The sequence below is a fragment of the Paracoccus sigandri genome, assembly GCF_003709565.1.
GTDB classification, from domain to species: Bacteria; Pseudomonadota; Alphaproteobacteria; order Rhodobacterales; family Rhodobacteraceae; genus Paracoccus; species Paracoccus siganidrum.
Genome location: NZ_QNRC01000024.1, coordinates 19,806 through 36,651, shown reverse-complemented (window position 1 = coordinate 36,651; position 16,846 = coordinate 19,806). Strand labels below are relative to the sequence as shown.

The 16,846-nt window shown below is 68.7% G+C and carries 19 protein-coding genes; 18 read left to right on the top strand and 1 reads right to left on the bottom strand.

Annotated elements, in window-relative coordinates:
* Positions 1 to 40 precede the first annotated feature (40 nt).
* The 5 genes from C9E82_RS17875 (at position 41) to C9E82_RS17855 (ending at position 5,009) form a co-directional block, all read left to right on the top strand.
* Positions 41 to 1,594, top strand: a complete 1,554-nt coding sequence (locus C9E82_RS17875) for a phage portal protein (protein WP_119896249.1) — start codon at positions 41 to 43, stop codon at positions 1,592 to 1,594.
* Positions 1,595 to 1,599: 5 nt separating this feature from the next.
* The gene (locus C9E82_RS17870; RefSeq protein ID WP_119896248.1) at positions 1,600 to 3,654 is read left to right on the top strand and encodes a prohead protease/major capsid protein fusion protein; all 2,055 of its coding nucleotides are present in this window, start codon (positions 1,600 to 1,602) and stop codon (positions 3,652 to 3,654) included.
* Between the two features lie 82 nt (positions 3,655 to 3,736).
* A complete protein-coding gene (locus C9E82_RS17865; RefSeq protein WP_119896247.1) occupies positions 3,737 to 4,072 on the top strand; it encodes a DUF2190 family protein in 336 nt (111 codons plus the stop codon).
* Positions 4,072 to 4,383 carry a head-tail joining protein gene (locus C9E82_RS17860; RefSeq protein ID WP_119896246.1) on the top strand — a complete coding sequence of 104 codons (312 nt, stop codon included), beginning with the start codon at positions 4,072 to 4,074 and terminating at the stop codon, positions 4,381 to 4,383. Before C9E82_RS17865 ends, C9E82_RS17860 begins: the two co-directional genes overlap by 1 nt.
* Positions 4,384 to 4,421: 38 nt before the next feature.
* Positions 4,422 to 5,009 carry a DUF6441 family protein gene (locus C9E82_RS17855; RefSeq protein WP_420849785.1) on the top strand — a complete coding sequence of 196 codons (588 nt, stop codon included), beginning with the start codon at positions 4,422 to 4,424 and terminating at the stop codon, positions 5,007 to 5,009.
* A gap of 5 nt (positions 5,010 to 5,014) precedes the next feature.
* On the opposite strand, the gene C9E82_RS17850 is transcribed toward C9E82_RS17855, so the two are convergent.
* The gene (locus tag C9E82_RS17850; protein ID WP_119896244.1) at positions 5,015 to 5,233 is read right to left on the bottom strand and encodes a DUF1413 domain-containing protein; all 219 of its coding nucleotides are present in this window, start codon (positions 5,231 to 5,233) and stop codon (positions 5,015 to 5,017) included.
* A 37-nt stretch (positions 5,234 to 5,270) separates the two neighbouring features.
* Here C9E82_RS17850 and C9E82_RS17845 point away from each other — a divergent pair, with 37 nt between their 5' ends.
* From C9E82_RS17845 to C9E82_RS17790, 13 genes are read left to right on the top strand one after another with little or no spacing between them, the layout of a single operon-like run.
* Positions 5,271 to 5,690 (top strand): acyl-CoA transferase, encoded by a 420-nt coding sequence (locus C9E82_RS17845; protein WP_119896243.1) that lies wholly within the window; start codon positions 5,271 to 5,273, stop codon positions 5,688 to 5,690.
* 25 nt (positions 5,691 to 5,715) lie between these two features.
* Positions 5,716 to 6,660 carry a phage tail tube protein gene (locus tag C9E82_RS17840; RefSeq protein ID WP_119896242.1) on the top strand — a complete coding sequence of 315 codons (945 nt, stop codon included), beginning with the start codon at positions 5,716 to 5,718 and terminating at the stop codon, positions 6,658 to 6,660.
* Positions 6,661 to 6,662: 2 nt separating this feature from the next.
* The gene (locus C9E82_RS17835; RefSeq protein ID WP_119896241.1) at positions 6,663 to 7,100 is read left to right on the top strand and encodes a hypothetical protein; all 438 of its coding nucleotides are present in this window, start codon (positions 6,663 to 6,665) and stop codon (positions 7,098 to 7,100) included.
* Positions 7,097 to 7,360, top strand: coding sequence for a DUF7697 family protein (locus C9E82_RS17830; protein WP_240643376.1), 264 nt, complete (start codon positions 7,097 to 7,099; stop codon positions 7,358 to 7,360). Before C9E82_RS17835 ends, C9E82_RS17830 begins: the two co-directional genes overlap by 4 nt.
* Before the next feature lie 44 nt (positions 7,361 to 7,404).
* Positions 7,405 to 9,549: a tape measure protein gene (locus tag C9E82_RS17825; protein ID WP_119896240.1), complete on the top strand. Its 2,145-nt coding sequence runs from the start codon at positions 7,405 to 7,407 to the stop codon at positions 9,547 to 9,549.
* A gap of 40 nt (positions 9,550 to 9,589) precedes the next feature.
* Positions 9,590 to 10,216, top strand: coding sequence for a DUF2460 domain-containing protein (locus tag C9E82_RS17820; RefSeq protein WP_119896239.1), 627 nt, complete (start codon positions 9,590 to 9,592; stop codon positions 10,214 to 10,216).
* Positions 10,213 to 10,563 (top strand): hypothetical protein, encoded by a 351-nt coding sequence (locus C9E82_RS17815; RefSeq protein ID WP_119896238.1) that lies wholly within the window; start codon positions 10,213 to 10,215, stop codon positions 10,561 to 10,563. The genes C9E82_RS17820 and C9E82_RS17815 overlap by 4 nt, the downstream gene beginning before the upstream one ends.
* Positions 10,556 to 10,687: a hypothetical protein gene (locus tag C9E82_RS25310; protein ID WP_255453271.1), complete on the top strand. Its 132-nt coding sequence runs from the start codon at positions 10,556 to 10,558 to the stop codon at positions 10,685 to 10,687. Before C9E82_RS17815 ends, C9E82_RS25310 begins: the two co-directional genes overlap by 8 nt.
* Before the next feature lie 5 nt (positions 10,688 to 10,692).
* Positions 10,693 to 11,337: a lysozyme gene (locus C9E82_RS17810; RefSeq protein ID WP_119896237.1), complete on the top strand. Its 645-nt coding sequence runs from the start codon at positions 10,693 to 10,695 to the stop codon at positions 11,335 to 11,337.
* Positions 11,334 to 11,543, top strand: coding sequence for a hypothetical protein (locus tag C9E82_RS17805; protein ID WP_119896236.1), 210 nt, complete (start codon positions 11,334 to 11,336; stop codon positions 11,541 to 11,543). The genes C9E82_RS17810 and C9E82_RS17805 overlap by 4 nt, the downstream gene beginning before the upstream one ends.
* Positions 11,540 to 12,424 carry a DUF2163 domain-containing protein gene (locus tag C9E82_RS17800; protein ID WP_119896235.1) on the top strand — a complete coding sequence of 295 codons (885 nt, stop codon included), beginning with the start codon at positions 11,540 to 11,542 and terminating at the stop codon, positions 12,422 to 12,424. The genes C9E82_RS17805 and C9E82_RS17800 overlap by 4 nt, the downstream gene beginning before the upstream one ends.
* Complete coding sequence (locus tag C9E82_RS17795; RefSeq protein ID WP_119896234.1) at positions 12,421 to 12,867, top strand: NlpC/P60 family protein; 447 nt, start codon at positions 12,421 to 12,423, stop codon at positions 12,865 to 12,867. Before C9E82_RS17800 ends, C9E82_RS17795 begins: the two co-directional genes overlap by 4 nt.
* Positions 12,868 to 12,876: 9 nt before the next feature.
* The gene (locus C9E82_RS17790) at positions 12,877 to 16,842 is read left to right on the top strand and encodes a baseplate multidomain protein megatron (RefSeq protein ID WP_119896233.1); all 3,966 of its coding nucleotides are present in this window, start codon (positions 12,877 to 12,879) and stop codon (positions 16,840 to 16,842) included.
* Positions 16,843 to 16,846 lie beyond the last annotated feature (4 nt).

The window sequence follows — 16,846 nt, the reverse complement described above, 5'->3', positions numbered from 1 at the left end:
TGTCCAAAAACCGGTTCCCACTTTTTGGGGTCATGCCGTGATGTCCGCGAACTGGTTCGACCATGCCATCGCATCGGTGGCGCCGCGCATCGCCGCCCGCCGGGTGATGGCGCGGCAGGCGTTCGAGACCCTGACGCGGGGATACGACGGTGCCGCGCGCGGGCGGCGGACAGAGGGCTGGCGCGCGCCGGGCTCTTCGGCCGATACCGAGATCGGCGTGGCCGGGGCGCTGCTCCGCGACCGGATGCGGGATCTGGTGCGCAACAACCCGCATGCGGCCAAGGCCGTGGCGGTGCTGGTCAACAACATCGTCGGCGCGGGGATCATGCCGCGCGCCGCCAGCGGCAATGAGACGTTGGACCGCAAGGTCGATGCCCTGTTCGAGCGGTGGACGGCGGAGTGCGATGCCGATGGCCAACTCGATTTATACGGGCTGCAGACGCTGATCTGCCGCGAGATGGTCGAGGCGGGCGAGGTGCTGGTGCGCCGCCGCCTGCGGCGGTCTTCGGACGGTCTGCCGGTGCCCTTGCAATTGCAGGTGCTGGAGGCCGATTTCCTCGACGCCACCAGGTCCGACGCCATCGGTGCAGGTCACATCGTGCAGGGGATCGAGTTCGATGCCTTGGGCAAGCGTCGGGCCTACTGGCTGCACAGCGAACACCCCGGCGATGCCTGGGGCATGCTGCAGGGCGGGCTTGGATCGCGCCCGGTCCCGGCGACCGAGATCGCCCATGTCTATGAAAAGCAGCGCACGCAGGTGCGCGGCGTTCCCTGGGGCGCGCCGGTGATCCGGTCGTTGCGCGATCTCGACGATTACGAGGTGGCGGAACTGGTCCGCAAGAAGACCGAGGCCTGCGTCACCGCCATCGTCTTCGGCGATGACGAGGCGCAGCAGGGCATCGCCCCCGCCGTGGTCGATGCCGATGGCAACCGGGTCGAGCAGTTCGAGCCGGGCCTGATTGCTTATGCCCGTGGCGGCAAGGACATCCGCTTCAACCAGCCATCGGCCACCGGCGGCTACGGCGAATACAAACGGGCGAGCCTGCACACGATCTCGGCCGGGTTCCGGGTGCCTTACGAGCTGCTGACCGGCGATCTCAGCCAGGTCAACTATTCCTCGATCCGGGCGGGCCTCGTCGAGTTCCGCCGCCAGATCGACGCCGTCCAATGGCAGCTGTTCATCCCGATGTTCTGCGCGCCCGTGTGGCGCTGGTTCACGGAAGCGGCGTGGGCGGCGGGTCAGATCCCGTCGCCCATCGTACCGGTCGAATGGTCGCCGCCGAAGTTCGACGCCGTCGATCCCTACAAGGACGCGATGGCCGACCTGCTGGCGATCCGCTCCGGCACCATGACGCTGGCACAGGCCATCGCCCGGCAGGGCCACAACCCTGATGCGGTGCTGGCCGAGATCGCGGCGACCAACGCCAAGCTCGACGCGCTGGGGCTGGTGCTCGACAGCGACCCGCGCCGCGTCACCAAGACCGGCAGCGCGCAGACCAACGATCCGGCCACCGATCCGGATGCAGACGAACCGGCCGATGGCCCCTCCGCCAACGCGGAAACCGAACCGGCGCAGGCCGACCAACAGGACTGACCGTCATGGACACGATGATCGAACTGCCGGCCATGCGCCGGTCGGCGGAGCTTGCGCCGAACACCGCCGATGCCGACAGCCGAACCGTCGAGGTGGTCTGGTCGGCAGGGGCGCGGGTCCGGCGCGCGACCTTTTTCGGCGAGCCCTATGACGAGGAGCTGAGCCTCGACCCCGCCCATGTCCGGCTCGACCGGCTGAACGCGGGCGCGCCCTTCCTGAAGGTGCATGAGCTCGACACGCTCGACGCGGTGATCGGCTCGGTCGTGCCGGGATCGGCGAGGATCGAGAACGGCCGCGGCATCGCGCAGGTGCGGATCAGCGAGCGTGCCGATGTCGAGCCGATCTGGCGCGACATCCAGGCCGGGCACATCCGGGCGGTCTCCATCGGCTACCAGGTCCACCGTTTTGAGGTCTCGAAACCGGATGGCGGCCGCGAGCTCTGGCGGGCGGTCGACTGGACGCCGTTCGAGGTCTCCGCCGTGCCGGTCGGGGCCGACCCCGCCGCCGGTTTCCGCGCCAACACCGATCTTCACGACTGCGTCCTCCATCGCCGGGACGCCCCCACTCAGCAAGGAGCATCCCCGATGACCGACCAGACCAACCCTGCGGCGGGTGATGCCGCGAACCCCGCCAGCAACCAGCCGACCGAGCCGAATGATACCGAGGACACCATCATGACCGAGCCGAAAGCCACCACGACCGAGGCGCAGGGTGCCGGGGTCGATACCCGTGCACAGACTCAGACGCAGGCAATTCCCGCCCCCGACACCGAGGCTGTCGCCACCCGCGCCCGCGAGGCCGAACGTGATCGCGTCTCCACCATCTACGATCTCGCGGGCCGTCTGAACCTCGAGCGCAGCTTTGCCGAGGATCTGGTCAAGCGCGGCGTCAGCGTGGACGAGTCCCGCCGCCTGATCCTCGACCAGGTCGCCGCGAAGTCGGACGAGACCCGCACCTTCGGCCATGTCTCTGTCCCGCTCGGCGGCCGGGACGAGCGCATCACCCGCCGCGACGCCGTGGCGAACGCGCTCCTGCACCGCTACAGCCCGACGCTGTTCCAGCTGGAGGACGCCGCCCGCCAGTATCGCGGCATGACGCTGCTGGAACTGGCCCGCGAGAGCCTCGGCAATGCCGGGGTCAACACGCGGGGCCTGTCGCGCGACGAGGTGGCGACGCGGGCGCTGCATTCCACATCGGACTTCCCCGAGATCCTGTCGGCGGTCACCAACAAGACCCTGCGGCAGGCCTACGAGGCCTATCCCCGCACCTTCATGCTGTTCTGCCGCCAGGTGCTCGCCACCGACTTCAAGGCGATGCACCGCGTGCAGCTCGGCGAGGCGCCGCAGCTGCTCGAGGTCGGCGAGAGCGGCGAGTTCAAGCGCGGCACGCTCGGTGAGAGCAAGGAGAGCTACAAGGTCAAGACCTATGGCCGGGTGGTCGCGATCACCCGCCAGACGCTGATCAACGACGATCTCGACGCCTTCACCCGGATCCCGGCGATGTATGGCAACTCCATCGCGCAGCTGGAGAGCGACGTGGTCTGGGGCATCATCACCGCCAACCCGGCCATGGCCGACGGGACGGCACTGTTCCACGCCAACCACCGGAACCTCGCCGGCACCGCGGCGGCGCTCGACGTCACCAGCGTCGGTGCGGCCCGTGCCGCGATGGCGAAGCAGACCGGGCTCGACAAGAAGACGGTGCTGAACATCCGCCCCGCCTATCTGATCGTGCCGGCGTCGCTGGAGCTGAAAGCCGAACAGCTGGTGGCGCAGAACCTCGTGCCGGCGACGAGCGGCAATGTCGTGCCGCAGTCGATCCGCACGTTGGCGCCGATCAGCGAGCCGCGTCTCGATGCCGCCAGCGAGACGGCCTGGTATCTGGCCGCCTCTCCGGCCCAGATCGACACCATCGAGTATGCCTATCTCGAGGGTCAGCAGGGCGCCTATATCGAGACCCGCAACGGCTTCGACGTCGATGGCATCGAGATCAAGTGCCGCCTCGACTTCGGGGCCAAGGCCATCGACTGGCGCGGGCTCTACAAGAATGCCGGCGCGTAACAGCCCGGCGCTTCACCCATGAACCCGAACACACGGGCGGTCCTCACGGGCCGCCTTTCGTCTTTCCACGAGGATCCACATCATGAAAAACTTCGTCCAGCCCGGCAACACCATCACCCTGACCGCGCCCTATGCCGTCGCCTCCGGCGATGGCCTGCTCGTCGGTGCCATCTTCGGCGTGGCCGCCGGAACCGCCGCCAGCGGCGATCCCGTCGAGGCCGCGCTTGTCGGCGTCTTCGATCTGAAAAAGACCGCCAGTCAAGCATGGGCCGTCGGCGACAAGGTCTATTGGGACAACACCGCCAAGGAAGCGACCAAGACCACCACCTCGAACACCCTGATCGGCGTAGCGATCGAGGCGGTGGCGGGTGGCGCAGGTGACACCATCGGCCGCGTGCGGCTGAATGCGACGTTCTGATGAGCGCCTTCGCCGCCGCGCTCAGTGCGCTCTTCGCTGATCCGAACATCGGCCGGGACGCGGTCTACATCGCCGGTGGCGGCGCGCCCGTGCTGGTGCGTGTGGCCGCCCGTCGCGCCGATGCCATCACCGATTTCGGCGACGCGCGGCTCTGGTCGGAAACCACCCGGATCGACCTGCGCGTGGCCGAGGTTTCGAACCCGCGCCCCGGCGACCGCATCGAAATCGACGGCGACGCCTTTCTCATTCAGGGCGAGCCCGTCCGGGATCGGGAGCGCCTCATCTGGACCGTGGACTTGAGGCCCGCGTGAAACTCGGCATCAACATCGTCGGCGATATTGCCCGGATCATGCAGGCCGAGACCCGCGCGGGCGAGAAGGCCGTCACCACGGCGATGCGCGACGCTGGGACCGGCCTGAAATCCGCCTGGCGCGCACAGATCACCGGCGCAGGCCTCGGGGCACGTCTGGCCCGCACTATCCGGTCGGAGGCTTATCCCAGGGGCAGGCCGAGTCTGAACGCCGCCGCGCTGGTCTGGTCCCAGGCCCCGGTGATCGTCGGTGCCCATGACACAGGCCCGCTGATCCGTTCAAGAGACGGGTTCTGGCTGGCCATCCCCACCCCGGCCGCAGGCAAATCCACCCGCGGCGGTCGGATCACCCCCGGTGAATGGGAACGCCGCACCGGTCTGCGTCTGCGCTTCGTCTATCGCCGCACCGGCCCGAGCCTGCTGGTGGTCGAGGGACGGCTGAACAGCAAGGGCCGTGCGGTGGCGTCACGCTCGAAGACCGGCCGAGGGCTGGCCACGGTGCCGATCTTCCTGCTGGTCCCGCAGGTCAGGCTGCCCAAGCGGCTGGATTTGGCACGCGACGCCGAGCGGGCGCGCGATGCGGTGCCGGGGCTGATCGTGGCGAGCTGGGTATCAGATCGGAGTTGAGGATACTACTGCTTCAAATACCAGCGAAGGTTCTCGTCATCTTTTCCTGCGTCTTCAACGCCAGGGAAATTGGGAAGGTTCTGTCGAAAGTCACGGCCCAGTTGCCGCGCATCACCTGCGCCTTCTGGCCATGCCGCCCCGAGCAAGTCACGAAGATTGAATCGCGTGCCGTTTGGCAGGTCAGCAATTCTTATCGCTATTTGGTCTTGAAGTTGCTCAAACACCTGTCGTCCTCATCGTCTTACTTTCACAAAGCTTAACATGCCCACGACCCGCGAAACCATCCTCGCCGCGCTGCATGCGCGGCTTGTCGCTCTGCCCGCGACGGCCTTGCGCGGCGAAGTCCTGCCCGAACGTGTCCCCGCGGCTGGCCTTCTGATCCTGCGCGACGGCGAACCCGGCGAGCCGGAAGTCACGCTCTCGCCCTTGCGCTACCACTACCAGCATCGCGCCGAGATCGAGGCCGTGGTGCAGGGCGCCAGCCGGGACGCCGCCTTCGACACGCTCTGCGCCAGTATCGGCACGGTGCTCGCCGCTGACCGCACGCTCGGCGGGCTCTGCGACTGGGTCGAGGCCGAAGCGCCGCAGCCGGTCGATCTGCCGGTGGACGGCGCGGCCACGCTGAAGGCCGCCGTCATTCCGGTGGTCTTGCACTATTCCACGGCCGACACACTGGCCTGATCCAACCGATCATAGGAGAAACACGATGGCACGCGCGCAAGGGGCGCGGGCGCGGATAGCGCTCGCGTTCGAGACGACCTATGGCACGCCGCCTGGCAGCGGCTACACGCGGATGCCGTTCGCCAGCACCACGCTGGGGTCCGAACAGCCGCTGCTGAACTCGGAACTTCTCGGCTATGGCCGCGATCCGCTGGCGCCGGTAAAAGACGCGGTCACGGCGGATGGCGATGTGGTGGTGCCGATCGATGCCGAGGCCTTCGGCTTCTGGCTGAAAGCGGCATTCGGCGCGCCCACGACCACCGGAAGCTCGCCCGGTCCATATACCCATACCTTCCAGTCCGGCGGCTGGACCCTGCCCAGCATGGCGATCGAGACCGCCATGCCCGAGGTGCCGCGCTACGCGATCTATTCCGGCGTGGTGCTGGACCAGCTCAGCTGGCAGATGCAGCGCTCGGGCATGCTGACTGCGACGGCACGCCTTGTGGCGCAGGGCGAGACGGTGGCCACGACCAGCAGCGCGGGAACCCCTACTGAGCTCGACCTGATCCGCTTCGGGCATTTCAACGGCGCGATCAAACGGAACGGCACCGCGCTCGGCAACGTGATCTCGACCGAGATCACCTACGCCAACAATCTCGACCGGATCGAGACCATCCGTGCCGACGGCATGATCGACGGCGCCGATCCCTCCATCGCCGCGCTGACCGGCCGCACCGAGGTCCGCTTTGCCGACCAGACGCTGGTGACGCAGGCGATCAATGGCACGTCCTGCGAGCTGGAGTTCTCCTACAGCCTCGTCTCGGGCGAAAGCCTGACGGTTACCGTCCACGCCGTCTATCTGCCGCGTCCGCGCATCGAGATCGGCGGCCCGCAGGGTATCCAGGCCAGCTTCGACTGGCAGGCCGCGCGCGATGCCACGCTCGGGCGGATGTGCACCGTTACTCTCATCAACGACATCGAGGAATATTGACCATGATCCGTCTCGATCTGTCCGCCACGCCGAAATGGCTCGACCTGGGCTCTGGCCTGGGTCTGCATGTCCTGCCTGTCACCACCGCGATCATGGTCGCCGCCCGCAACGACCCGGCGGTGGAAGCACTGCCCGAGGGTGCCAGCAAAGAGGAACAGGCGCTGGTCATGGCCAAGGCCGTGGCGCGGCGCGTGGTTACCGGCTGGGAGGGCGTCGGCGACGCCGATGGCAATCCCGTTCCCGTCACCCCGGAAGGCATCGACGCGCTTCTCGACATCTGGCCCATCTTCGAGGCCTTCCAGACCCGCTGCCTTGCACCGCACCTGATGCTGGACGCGGAAAAAAACGCCTCCGCGCCCTTGCCGACTGGCACTTCGGCGGGGGCGGAGACTACTGCGCAGCCTGCGAAGGCTCGTGCCCGGACTGCCCGGCGCGCGTGAGCCGTCCGGAAACTCCGGAAGGTTGGCAGGTCTGGGATCTGGCGCAGCGCCTGACCGGACAGCTTCGCCTCGCGACCGGCATGGGCGGCGGTGCCGTCATCGGCTGGGACATGACGGCGGCCCTCGCGATGGCGCGGGCGCTCGGGGTTGACCCGCTGATCGCTGCCGAATGCCTGCCCGAGATCGAGGCGGTGATGGTGCGCAAGCTCAATGAACAGATGGCGTCCGGTGACCGGTCGTCATTGGGGCGGGAGCGCTGAATCCGCTCCGCAAGCCTCGTCCCGCGCGTCAGGAACAATGATCCATGGCACAGAAACGCGTCTCCGTCCGCCTCGTTGCCGAAGGTGGCCGGCAGGTGAAGGCCGAGTTCCAGGGTATCGGCGATGCGGGCGAGAACAACTTCAAGCGGATCGAGCGGCAGGCCGACATCACCGGCGCGGTGGTGCGCCGGGTCATGGGCGTCCTTGGGGCTGCGATCAGCACGCGCCAGCTCGTCGCCTATGCCGACCAGTGGACCGACCTGCGCAGCCGCGTCGATCTTGCCACCGGCTCGCAGGAAGCCGGCGCGGCGGTCATGGACCGGCTCACCGCCATGGCGCGGCGGACCTATTCCAGCCTCGGCCAGACCACGGAGTCCTGGCTCGCCAATGCCACCGCCCTGCGCGAGCTGGGGCTGACGACGGCGGAAAGCCTCGATTTCACCGAGGCTTTGAACAACGCCATGGTGGTCTCGGGCGCGCGGGCCGAACGCGCGGCTTCGGTCCAGAACGCACTGTCCAAAGCGATGGCCCTCGGCACGCTCTCGGGCGACAACCTCAATACCGTGATCCAGAGCGGCGGGCGTCTCGCCGAACTGCTGGCGTCTGAGCTCGGCACCACCGTCTCGGGCCTGCGCAGCCTCGGTCAGCAGGGGGCGATCACCGGTGATGTGATCCGCACTGCGCTGATCGGCAATCTCGAACTTCTGCGCGATGAGGCCGACAGCATGCCGGCAACCATCGGCGATGCCTTCACGCTGATCGGCAATGCCGCACTGCAGCTGGTCGGAACCTGGGATCAGGTCTTCGGGGCATCCTCCATGGTTGCCACGGCGCTGATCGCGGTGGCCGACAACATGGAGCGCCTTGCCGCGATCGGCATCGCCTTCGCAACCTTCATGGCCGGGCGTTGGGTCGCGGCCTTTGTTGCCGCCCGTGTCGCCACCTTCAGCCTGTCCGGCGCGCTGACGCTGCTGCGCGGCGCCATCATCCGCACCGGGATTGGGGCGCTGATCGTCGGCGCGGGCGAGCTGATCTACTGGTTCGGGCAGCTGGTGCAGGGCGCGGGCGGTTTTGGCACGGCGCTGGAACTGATGGGCAATGTGGCGCGCGCCGTCTGGGACGGGATCAAGGCCACCCTCGGCTCCTTCGTCGACGATTTCCGGGCGGTTCGTGCCGACATCGAGGCGATCTGGCTGCGGCTGATGGCCTTCCTGTCCAACAAATGGGCCGATTTCCTCGGCACCATCGGGCCGACCTTCAACGCGGTCACCGAGACGATCGGCGCCGACGCGCGGATCGACTGGTTCGGCGCGCAATCCTATGCCTCGATGCTCGACCATGCCGCCAGCAATGCCGGTGCGATGGCCGACCGCTATCGCCAACGCGCGGCCGACACCCGGGCCGGAGCCTTCGACAGCGTGGGCCCCGCGATGCAGGCGCTGCGCGATGCGCTGAACGGCGGGGAGGCGGAGAATCCGCTGGACGAAGCCGCCGCATCGGCAGACCGGGTGACGGCGGCTCTGAACGATACCACGGCCGCTGCCGGTCGTGCCGGAGCCGCCGGGCGCAGCGCCGGAGAGGAGACTCGCGCCGGGGCCGAGGCCGCCGCGACCGGCTGGGCTGCGGTGAGAGAGACCCTTGCCGACTATGCCACGAAGGCGCGCGACATCGGCGGCGATATCGGCAATGCGCTGGTCGGGGCGTTCCGCAGCGCCGAGAACGCAATCGGCGAATTCGTGAAGACCGGCAAGCTGAAGTTCGGCGATCTGGTCACCTCGCTGATCGCCGATCTGGCGAAGCTTGCGGCGCGGCGCTTCATCCTCGGCCCGCTGGCGGGCGTGCTCTCCGGCGTGCTGGGCAATCTCGGCGGCGGGATTTTTGCCAACATCCTGCATGCGGGCGGCATGGTCGGGTCTCCGGGTCCGGGCCGCATGGTGCCGGCACTGGCCTTCGCCGGGGCGCCGCGCATGCATTCCGGCGGCTGGGCGGGGCTCAGGCCCGACGAGGTGCCCGCGATCCTGCAGCGCGGTGAGCGGGTGCTCTCGCGCAGGGAAGCCGCAGGTTACGGCGCGGGCGGCAATGTCACGGTGAACATCAACGCTCGGGACGCCGAAAGCTTCCGCCAATCCCGAACGCAGATCGCGGCCGATATCGCCCGCGCTGTCTCGCTCGGGCGGCGCGGCATGTGAGCCCCGGCCGGCACAACCCTGAACCAGACAGAGAACAGCGATGGCTTTTCACGAGGTCCGGTTTCCGGACGACATCAGCCGTGGTGCGCGCGGCGGACCCGAGCGGCGCACCCAGATCGTCGAGCTGGCCTCGGGCGACGAGGAGAGGAACGCCAGCTGGGCCAATTCGCGCCGCCGCTATGATGTCGCCTACGGTATCCGCCGGGCTGACGATCTGGCGTCGGTGGTCGCCTTCTTCGAGGCGCGGAACGGTCGCCTGCATGGCTTCCGGTTCAAGGATTGGGGAGACCACAAGTCCTGCTTGCCCTCGGGCACACCGGCGCCGACCGACCAAGCGACCGGCACCGGCGACGGCACGACGACCGCCTTCCAGCTGGTGAAGCGCTACGCCTCGGGCAGCCAGACATGGGTGCGGACCATCGCCAAGCCGGTCGCGGGCTCGGTCACTGTCGCCCTGAATGGCGCACCCCAGGCCTCCGGCTGGTCCGTCGATACCACGACCGGCATCATCACCTTCACCACCGCGCCGGGCCTCAGCGTCGCGATCACCGCGGGCTTCGAGTTCGATGTCCCGGTCCGCTTCGACACGGACGTGCTCGACGTGACCCTCGACCTCGAGCGGCTTGGCTCGATCACCTCCATCCCGCTTCTGGAGATCCGACCATGAATGATGAAACCGGATTTCTGGCGGCGGCGCTGAAGGAACTGCTCGCCTCCACGGCGGTGATCCTCGCCGCCTGGGGCGCGCTCGGGGGCGCGACCAACGCGCTGACGACGAAGATGCGGCTGCGCGACGCGCTGCGCCACATCCTGCTCGGCGGTTTGATCGCGGCCGGGATGGGAAGCCTGTCGATGGCGATCATCATCCGCTGGCTCAGCCTGCCGCCCGAGGCGATCCCGGCCGGGGGCGCGGCCGGATCGGCCGCCTATCTGGTCGGCGTCTTCGGTCCCGCCTTCATCGAGGTGCTGCTCGCCCGCCTGCGCCATGCCGGGAAAGGTGATGGCGATGCATGACCTTCTCCGCCTCGCGCGCTCGCTGCGCTGCGACCCAGCCGATCCCGGCCAGGCCTTCCGCCACCGCTTGGGCGTCGGCATCGCGATCGCCGCACTGATCCTGATCCTCTCGCTTCTGGGGTAACTTCCATGCAGATGACTGACCGGGGCCTATTGGCCCTCGTCCGGCACGAAGGCATCGTGCCCGGACCCTATCTCGATGTGAAACAGGTCTGGACCTTCGGCATCGGCCACACGGCTGCCGCCGGGGCACCCGATCCCGCCACGATGCCGCGCGGCATGCCCGCCGATCTCGATGCCGGGATCCGCGAGGCGTCCCGGGTCTTCCGGTCCGACCTCGCACGCTACGAGGCCGAGGTGTTGCGCGCCGTAAAGGTGCCGCTCCAGCCGCACGAGTTCGATGCGCTTGTCTCGTTTCACTACAACACCGGCGGCATCGCCAAGGCGGCGCTCACCCGGCACCTGAACGCGGGCGACCGGGCAGCCGCCGCCGCGGCCTTCATGGGCTGGCTCAAGCCCGCCGCAATCCGCCCACGCCGCGAGGCCGAACGCGACCTCTTCGCCACGGGCCGCTATCCGACCGGTACTATCCCGGTCTGGTCGGTCGACCGCGACGGCCGGGTCGATTTCTCGCGACCGATCCGGCGCCTGACCGAGGACGAAGCGCTGGCGCTGCTGCGCCCCACAAGCGCGCCGGTGCCGACGCAAACCATTGTCGCTCCGTCTTGGTGGCGGAGGCTGTTGGACCATTTCAAAGGAAAGGCAACATCATGAACTGGAACCTCGCGCGTGGGCTGATCTACCTTGCCTGTCTGGCAGCCTCCGGTCTGGCGATGGCCGGGTTAGCTGACTTCGATCTGGCGACCGGCACCTTCGACCTGAGGCCCTTCAACCTCTACGCCCTGACCGGCGCTGGCGGCGGTGTCGTCTCGTCCGCACTGGCCTCTCTGGCGTTGCTTCGCGGCTGGGGGCGGAAGTGAAATCCCTCTCGCCCGCGCTGCAGGCCCATCTCGATGAGGGCACGACGACGCTCGCGTGGTGCTGGCGGATCGCCCGGGCTGACGGCGTCTCCTTCGGCTTCACTGACCACGACCGCACGCTAAGCTTCGACGGCACCGATTTCGAACCTGAGAGCGGGTTGACGGCGTCCGAGGTTCGCTCGGGCTCGGACCTGTCGGTCGATGCCCAGGACGCCGAAGGCGTGCTGACCTCGGACCGCATCACCGAGACCGACATCCTTGATGGCCGCTGGGACAACGCGGAGGTCGAGGTCTGGCGGGTGAACTGGGCCGACACCGCGCAGCGCGTGCTGATGCGGCGTGGCGCCATCGGCCAGATTCGGCGCGGGCGACTGGCCTTCGTCGCCGAGGTGCGCTCGCTCGCCCACGTCCTCGGCCAGACGGTGGGGCGGACCTTTCAAGCGAGTTGCGACGCGGCGCTCGGCGATGCGCGCTGCAGCGTCGATCTGGAGGACCCGGCCTACAAAGGCACGGGCGCCGTGATCGATCTGCTGCGCGACCGCGCGTTTACCGCCTCGGGCCTCGGCGGCTTCGCCTCCGGCTGGTTCACCTTCGGCACGGTCGAATGGACCAGCGGCGCGAACACGGGACGGCGCACCGAAGTGCTGGGCCATGACGTTGCGGACGGCATCGCCGTGCTGACCCTGCTCGAAGCGCCGGTGCGCCCGATCGCCGAGGACGACGGCTTCACCATCCGCGCGGGCTGCGACAAGCGGATCGAGACCTGCGGCGCGAAGTTCGCCAATACCGCCAGTTTCCGGGGCTTTCCGCATATCCCCGGCCAAGATGCCGTGCTGCGCTACGCCACCAAGGATGGCGGGCACGAGGGAGGCGTGCTGTGACGCAACCCCTCGCATCGGCCGATCCCACTTATGTCGTCACCATTGCGCGCTCCTGGCTCGGCACGCCATACCACGACCAGGCGAGCCTGCGCGGCGTCGGCTGCGACTGCCTCGGCCTCGCACGCGGTGTCTGGCGCGAGGTCGTCGGCCCCGAGCCGTTCCCGATCCCGCCCTACAGCCGCGACTGGGGCGAGACCGGCCCGCGCGAGGTGCTGGCGGACGGCGCACGCCGGATGATGATCGAGGTGTGGCCTGCGGAGGCCGGGCCCGGCGCGCTGGTCCTCTTCCGCATGAGGCCCCGCGCCATCGCCAAGCATGTCGCGATCCTGACCGGGTCCGACAGCTTCCTCCACGCCTACGAGCGGCTCGGCGTGATCGAGGAACCGCTCACCCCATCCTGGCGGCGGCGCATCGCCTTCGCCTTCCTGTTTCCGCAACGCTGAGACCCCGACATGGCCACCCTCGTTCTCGGCGCGGCCGGCGCTGCCATTGGCGGTTCGATCGGCGGCGCGATCCTTGGCGTCAGCGCCGCGACCATCGGCGGCTTCATCGGCTCCACCATCGGCTCGGTCGTCGACAGCTGGATCATCTCGTCGCTGGCACCCACCCAGCGCATCGAGGGCGCTCGGCTCGACACGCTGCGCATCACCTCCGCCACTGAGGGCGCGGTCATCCCGCGGCTCTACGGCCGCATGCGAATGGGCGGCAACATCATCTGGGCTACCGATTTCCGCGAGGAGACGAAGACCACCACGCAGGGCGGCGGCAAAGGCGGCGGGGGCGGCAAGGTCAAGACCACCGAGTATCTCTATTACGCCAGTTTCGCCGTCGCCTTGTGCGAGGGCCCGATTACCGGGATCGGGCGCATCTGGGCGGACGGCAAGCCGATGGACCTCTCCGGCGTCACCTGGCGCTGGTATCCGGGCGATGAGGCTCAGGCGGCCGACCCGTTCATCGCCGCGAAGATGGGCGCGGCCAGCACGCCTGCCTACCGCGACACCGCCTATGTGGTCTTCGAGGATCTGGCACTTTCGACCTACGGCAACCGCCTGCCGCAGCTGTCCTTCGAGGTGTTCCGGCCGCTCGCCGATCCCGACACTGCCGAGGGCCTGACCCGCGCCGTCACCATGATCCCCGCCTCGGGCGAGTTCACCTACGCGACGCAGGCGATCCGCAAGACCGACGGCGGCGCGACGGTGCCCGAGAACCTGAACGCGCTGGCCGACTCCACCGACATGGTGGAGGCGCTGGACCGGCTGCAGGCCATGGCCCCGGCGGTCGAAAGCGTCAGCCTCGTGGTGGCGTGGTTCGGCGACGATCTGCGCGCGGGATCCTGCAAGGTGCGGCCGGGCGTCGAGGTGTCGGCCAAGTCGACCACGCCGGTCAGCTGGTCGGTGAACGGCGTCAGCCGGGCGAACGCCTTCCTCGTCAGCCGCGACGACCGGGATCGGCCCGTCTATGGCGGCACGCCATCCGACTTCGCGGTGGTGCAGGCGATCGAGGAGATGAAGGCGCGCGGGCTGCGCGTCACCTTCTACCCGTTCATCCTGATGGACGTGCCGCCCGGCAACACGCTGCCGAACCCCTACAGCGACAACGCCGCCGAGACCGGCCAGCCTGCATTCCCCTGGCGGGGCCGGATCACCTGTTCGCCTGCCGCTGGATTCGCCGGGACCGTGGACAAGACCGCCACGGCGGCCGCGCAGGTCGCGTCGCTGTTCGGCGCGGCCACGCCTGCCAGCTTCAGCGTCTCGGGTCAGTCGGTTTCGTGGACCGGGCCGTTCGGCGACTGGGGCCTGCGGCGCATGGTTTTGCACTACGCCCATCTCTGTGCGGCGGCAGGCGGGGTCGATGCCTTCCTGATCGGCACCGAGATGCCGGGGCTGACCACGATCCGGTCGGACGCCAGCGCCTATCCGGCCGTGCAGGCGTATCGGGATCTGCTCGCTGATGTGCGCTCGATCCTCGGGTCCGGGACGAAGATCGGCTATGCGGCGGACTGGTCGGAGTATTTCGGGCACCAGCCGGCCGATGGTTCGGGTGACGTGTACTTTCACCTCGACCCGCTCTGGGCCGATCCCGAGATCGATTTCGTCGGGATCGACAACTACATGCCGCTGTCGGACTGGCGTGACGGGTTCGAGCATGCGGACGCGGCCGAGGGCTGGCCCGCGATCTGCGACCGCGCCTATCTGCAGGCGAACATCGCGGGCGGCGAAGGGTTCGACTGGTTCTACGCCAGCGCGGCGGATCGCTCGGCGCAGATCCGCACCCCGATCACCGATGGCGCGGCCAGCAAGCCATGGGTGTTCCGCTACAAGGATCTGCGCGCCTGGTGGTCGAACCCGCACTACGACCGCCCGGGCGGCATTGAGAGCGGGACGGCGACGGCATGGACGCCGCAGTCCAAGCCGATCTGGTTTACCGAACTCGGCTGTCCCGCCATAGACCGGGGCACCAACCAGCCCAACGTCTTCTTCGACCCGAAGTCGTCCGAGAGCTTCACGCCGCATTTCTCGCGGGGCTGGCGCGATGACGCCATCCAGCGGGCGTATCTCGAGGCGACGTACCTCTGGTGGGGCACCCCGGCGAACAATCCGCTGTCCTCGGTCTACGGCGGCCGGATGGTTCATGTTCCCGAGTGTGCTGCCTGGACTTGGGACGCGCGGCCCTATCCCTTCTTCCCGGCGCTGACCGACGTCTGGACAGACGGGGCGAACTGGCGGCTCGGGCACTGGCTGACCGGGCGGCTCGGCGCGGTGTCGCTCGCGGCGCTCGTGCGGCACCTCTGCCTGCGTGCCGGGCTCCCCGAGTCCCGGATCGACGTCACCGGTCTCTGGGGCGCGGTCGAAGGCTACGCCATCGGCGCGCTGGAGAGCCCGCGGGCCTCGATCACCACGCTGTCGCGCCATTTCGGCTTCGACGCCGTCGAAACCGAAGGGGTGATCCGCTTCGTCATGCGGGGCCGGGCCTCCGTCGCCACCCTCGATCCCGACGATCTGGTGGCCGCCCGCGAAGGCGACGTGCTGGAACTGACGCGCGGCCAGGAGACCGAGTTGCCGCAGGCGCTGAAATGGCAGGTCGCCCGTGCCGACGAGGATTACGACGCCGCCCTCGTCGAGGCGCGGCGCATCACGGTCGACACGACGCGGATCGCGTCCGAGTCCTTCCCGATGGCCGTACCGCCCGAGGAGGCCGAGCGCCGCTGCCGCCGCGCTTTGATGGAGGCGTGGGTGGGGCGCGAGACGGCGGCGTTCCGTCTGCCGCCCTCGCGCCTCGCGCTCGACCCGGCCGATGTGGTGACGCTCGCCCATGACGGCCGGTCCATCCCGCTTCGACTTATCTCGATTGCCGACGCCGACGCGCGCGGCATCGAGGCGGTACGCCAGGATCGGGAAGCCTACGATCAACCGCCTGGCGCGCCGCGACCCTCGGCGCTGTCGCAGGCCGTCGTCTTCGGCGCGCCCGAGGCCATACTGCTCGACCTGCCGCAGCTGACCGAGGACCAGGCCGCGCATCGGCCCTTCGCGGCAGCGCGCGCCGTCCCTTGGCCCGGTGAGATCGCCGTCTACCGCAGTCCCTCGACGGACGGTTTTGACCTGCTGACCACGTTTGGCACACGCGCCCGGATCGGCACGCTGGTCTCGGACTTCTACGCCGGACCCACATCCCGCTTCGATCTCGGCAACGCGCTGGTGGTCGATTTGCAGACCGGCACCCTCGAAAGCGTCACCGACCTGACGCTGTTCGGCGGGGCCAACGCGCTGGCCATCGAGAGCGCGCCCGATGTCTGGGAGATCGTCCAGGCAGGCGCGGCCGAACTGATCGCCCCCGGCCGGTATCGCCTGACCCGACTCCTGCGCGGCCAACGCGGGACCGAGGGCGCCATGGGCAACCCAGCACCCGCCGGCGCACGGGTCGTGGTGCTCGACGAAAGCCTCGCCACGCTACCAATCGCCGAGCCCGATCTCGGCATCCCGTGGAACTGGCGCATCGGTCCGGCGAGCCGCCCCGTCAGCGACGAGACCTACGTCGCGCAGGCTTTCACGCCCGCGGGCGCCGGCCTGCGGCCGTTCTCCGTCGCCCATGTCGAACAGCCGTGGCGTAGTCCGCGCATTCCCGGCGATCTGACGATCCGCTGGACGCGACGATCCCGCGCGCTTTCCGCTGACAGCTGGAGCGGGCTGGAGGTGCCGCTGGCCGAGGAACTGGAAGCCTACGAGGTCGAGATCCTCGATGGCGCAACCGTGAAGCGGTCGCTGAGCACCGCCACCACCAGCGCGGTCTACACGGCCGCCCAGCAGACCGCCGATTGTGGCGCGCCGCTCGCCCCCGGTGACACGCTCGACATCCGCATCTACCAGCTCTCCGCCCTTGTCGGGCGGGGCGCACCCAAGACCGTCACGCTCCTGTTCTGAAGGC

Bases quoted from the DNA above. Each gene is read 5' to 3' on its own strand.
- C9E82_RS17875 (WP_119896249.1), top strand. From the start codon at position 41: ATGTCCGCGAACTGGTTCGACCATGCCATCGCATCGGTGGCGCCGCGC.
- C9E82_RS17870 (WP_119896248.1), top strand. From the start codon at position 1,600: ATGGACACGATGATCGAACTGCCGGCCATGCGCCGGTCGGCGGAGCTT.
- C9E82_RS17865 (WP_119896247.1), top strand. From the start codon at position 3,737: ATGAAAAACTTCGTCCAGCCCGGCAACACCATCACCCTGACCGCGCCC.
- C9E82_RS17860 (WP_119896246.1), top strand. From the start codon at position 4,072: ATGAGCGCCTTCGCCGCCGCGCTCAGTGCGCTCTTCGCTGATCCGAAC.
- C9E82_RS17855 (WP_420849785.1), top strand. From the start codon at position 4,422: ATGCAGGCCGAGACCCGCGCGGGCGAGAAGGCCGTCACCACGGCGATG.
- C9E82_RS17845 (WP_119896243.1), top strand. From the start codon at position 5,271: ATGCCCACGACCCGCGAAACCATCCTCGCCGCGCTGCATGCGCGGCTT.
- C9E82_RS17840 (WP_119896242.1), top strand. From the start codon at position 5,716: ATGGCACGCGCGCAAGGGGCGCGGGCGCGGATAGCGCTCGCGTTCGAG.
- C9E82_RS17835 (WP_119896241.1), top strand. From the start codon at position 6,663: ATGATCCGTCTCGATCTGTCCGCCACGCCGAAATGGCTCGACCTGGGC.
- C9E82_RS17825 (WP_119896240.1), top strand. From the start codon at position 7,405: ATGGCACAGAAACGCGTCTCCGTCCGCCTCGTTGCCGAAGGTGGCCGG.
- C9E82_RS17820 (WP_119896239.1), top strand. From the start codon at position 9,590: ATGGCTTTTCACGAGGTCCGGTTTCCGGACGACATCAGCCGTGGTGCG.
- C9E82_RS17815 (WP_119896238.1), top strand. From the start codon at position 10,213: ATGAATGATGAAACCGGATTTCTGGCGGCGGCGCTGAAGGAACTGCTC.
- C9E82_RS25310 (WP_255453271.1), top strand. From the start codon at position 10,556: ATGCATGACCTTCTCCGCCTCGCGCGCTCGCTGCGCTGCGACCCAGCC.
- C9E82_RS17810 (WP_119896237.1), top strand. From the start codon at position 10,693: ATGCAGATGACTGACCGGGGCCTATTGGCCCTCGTCCGGCACGAAGGC.
- C9E82_RS17805 (WP_119896236.1), top strand. From the start codon at position 11,334: ATGAACTGGAACCTCGCGCGTGGGCTGATCTACCTTGCCTGTCTGGCA.
- C9E82_RS17790 (WP_119896233.1), top strand. From the start codon at position 12,877: ATGGCCACCCTCGTTCTCGGCGCGGCCGGCGCTGCCATTGGCGGTTCG.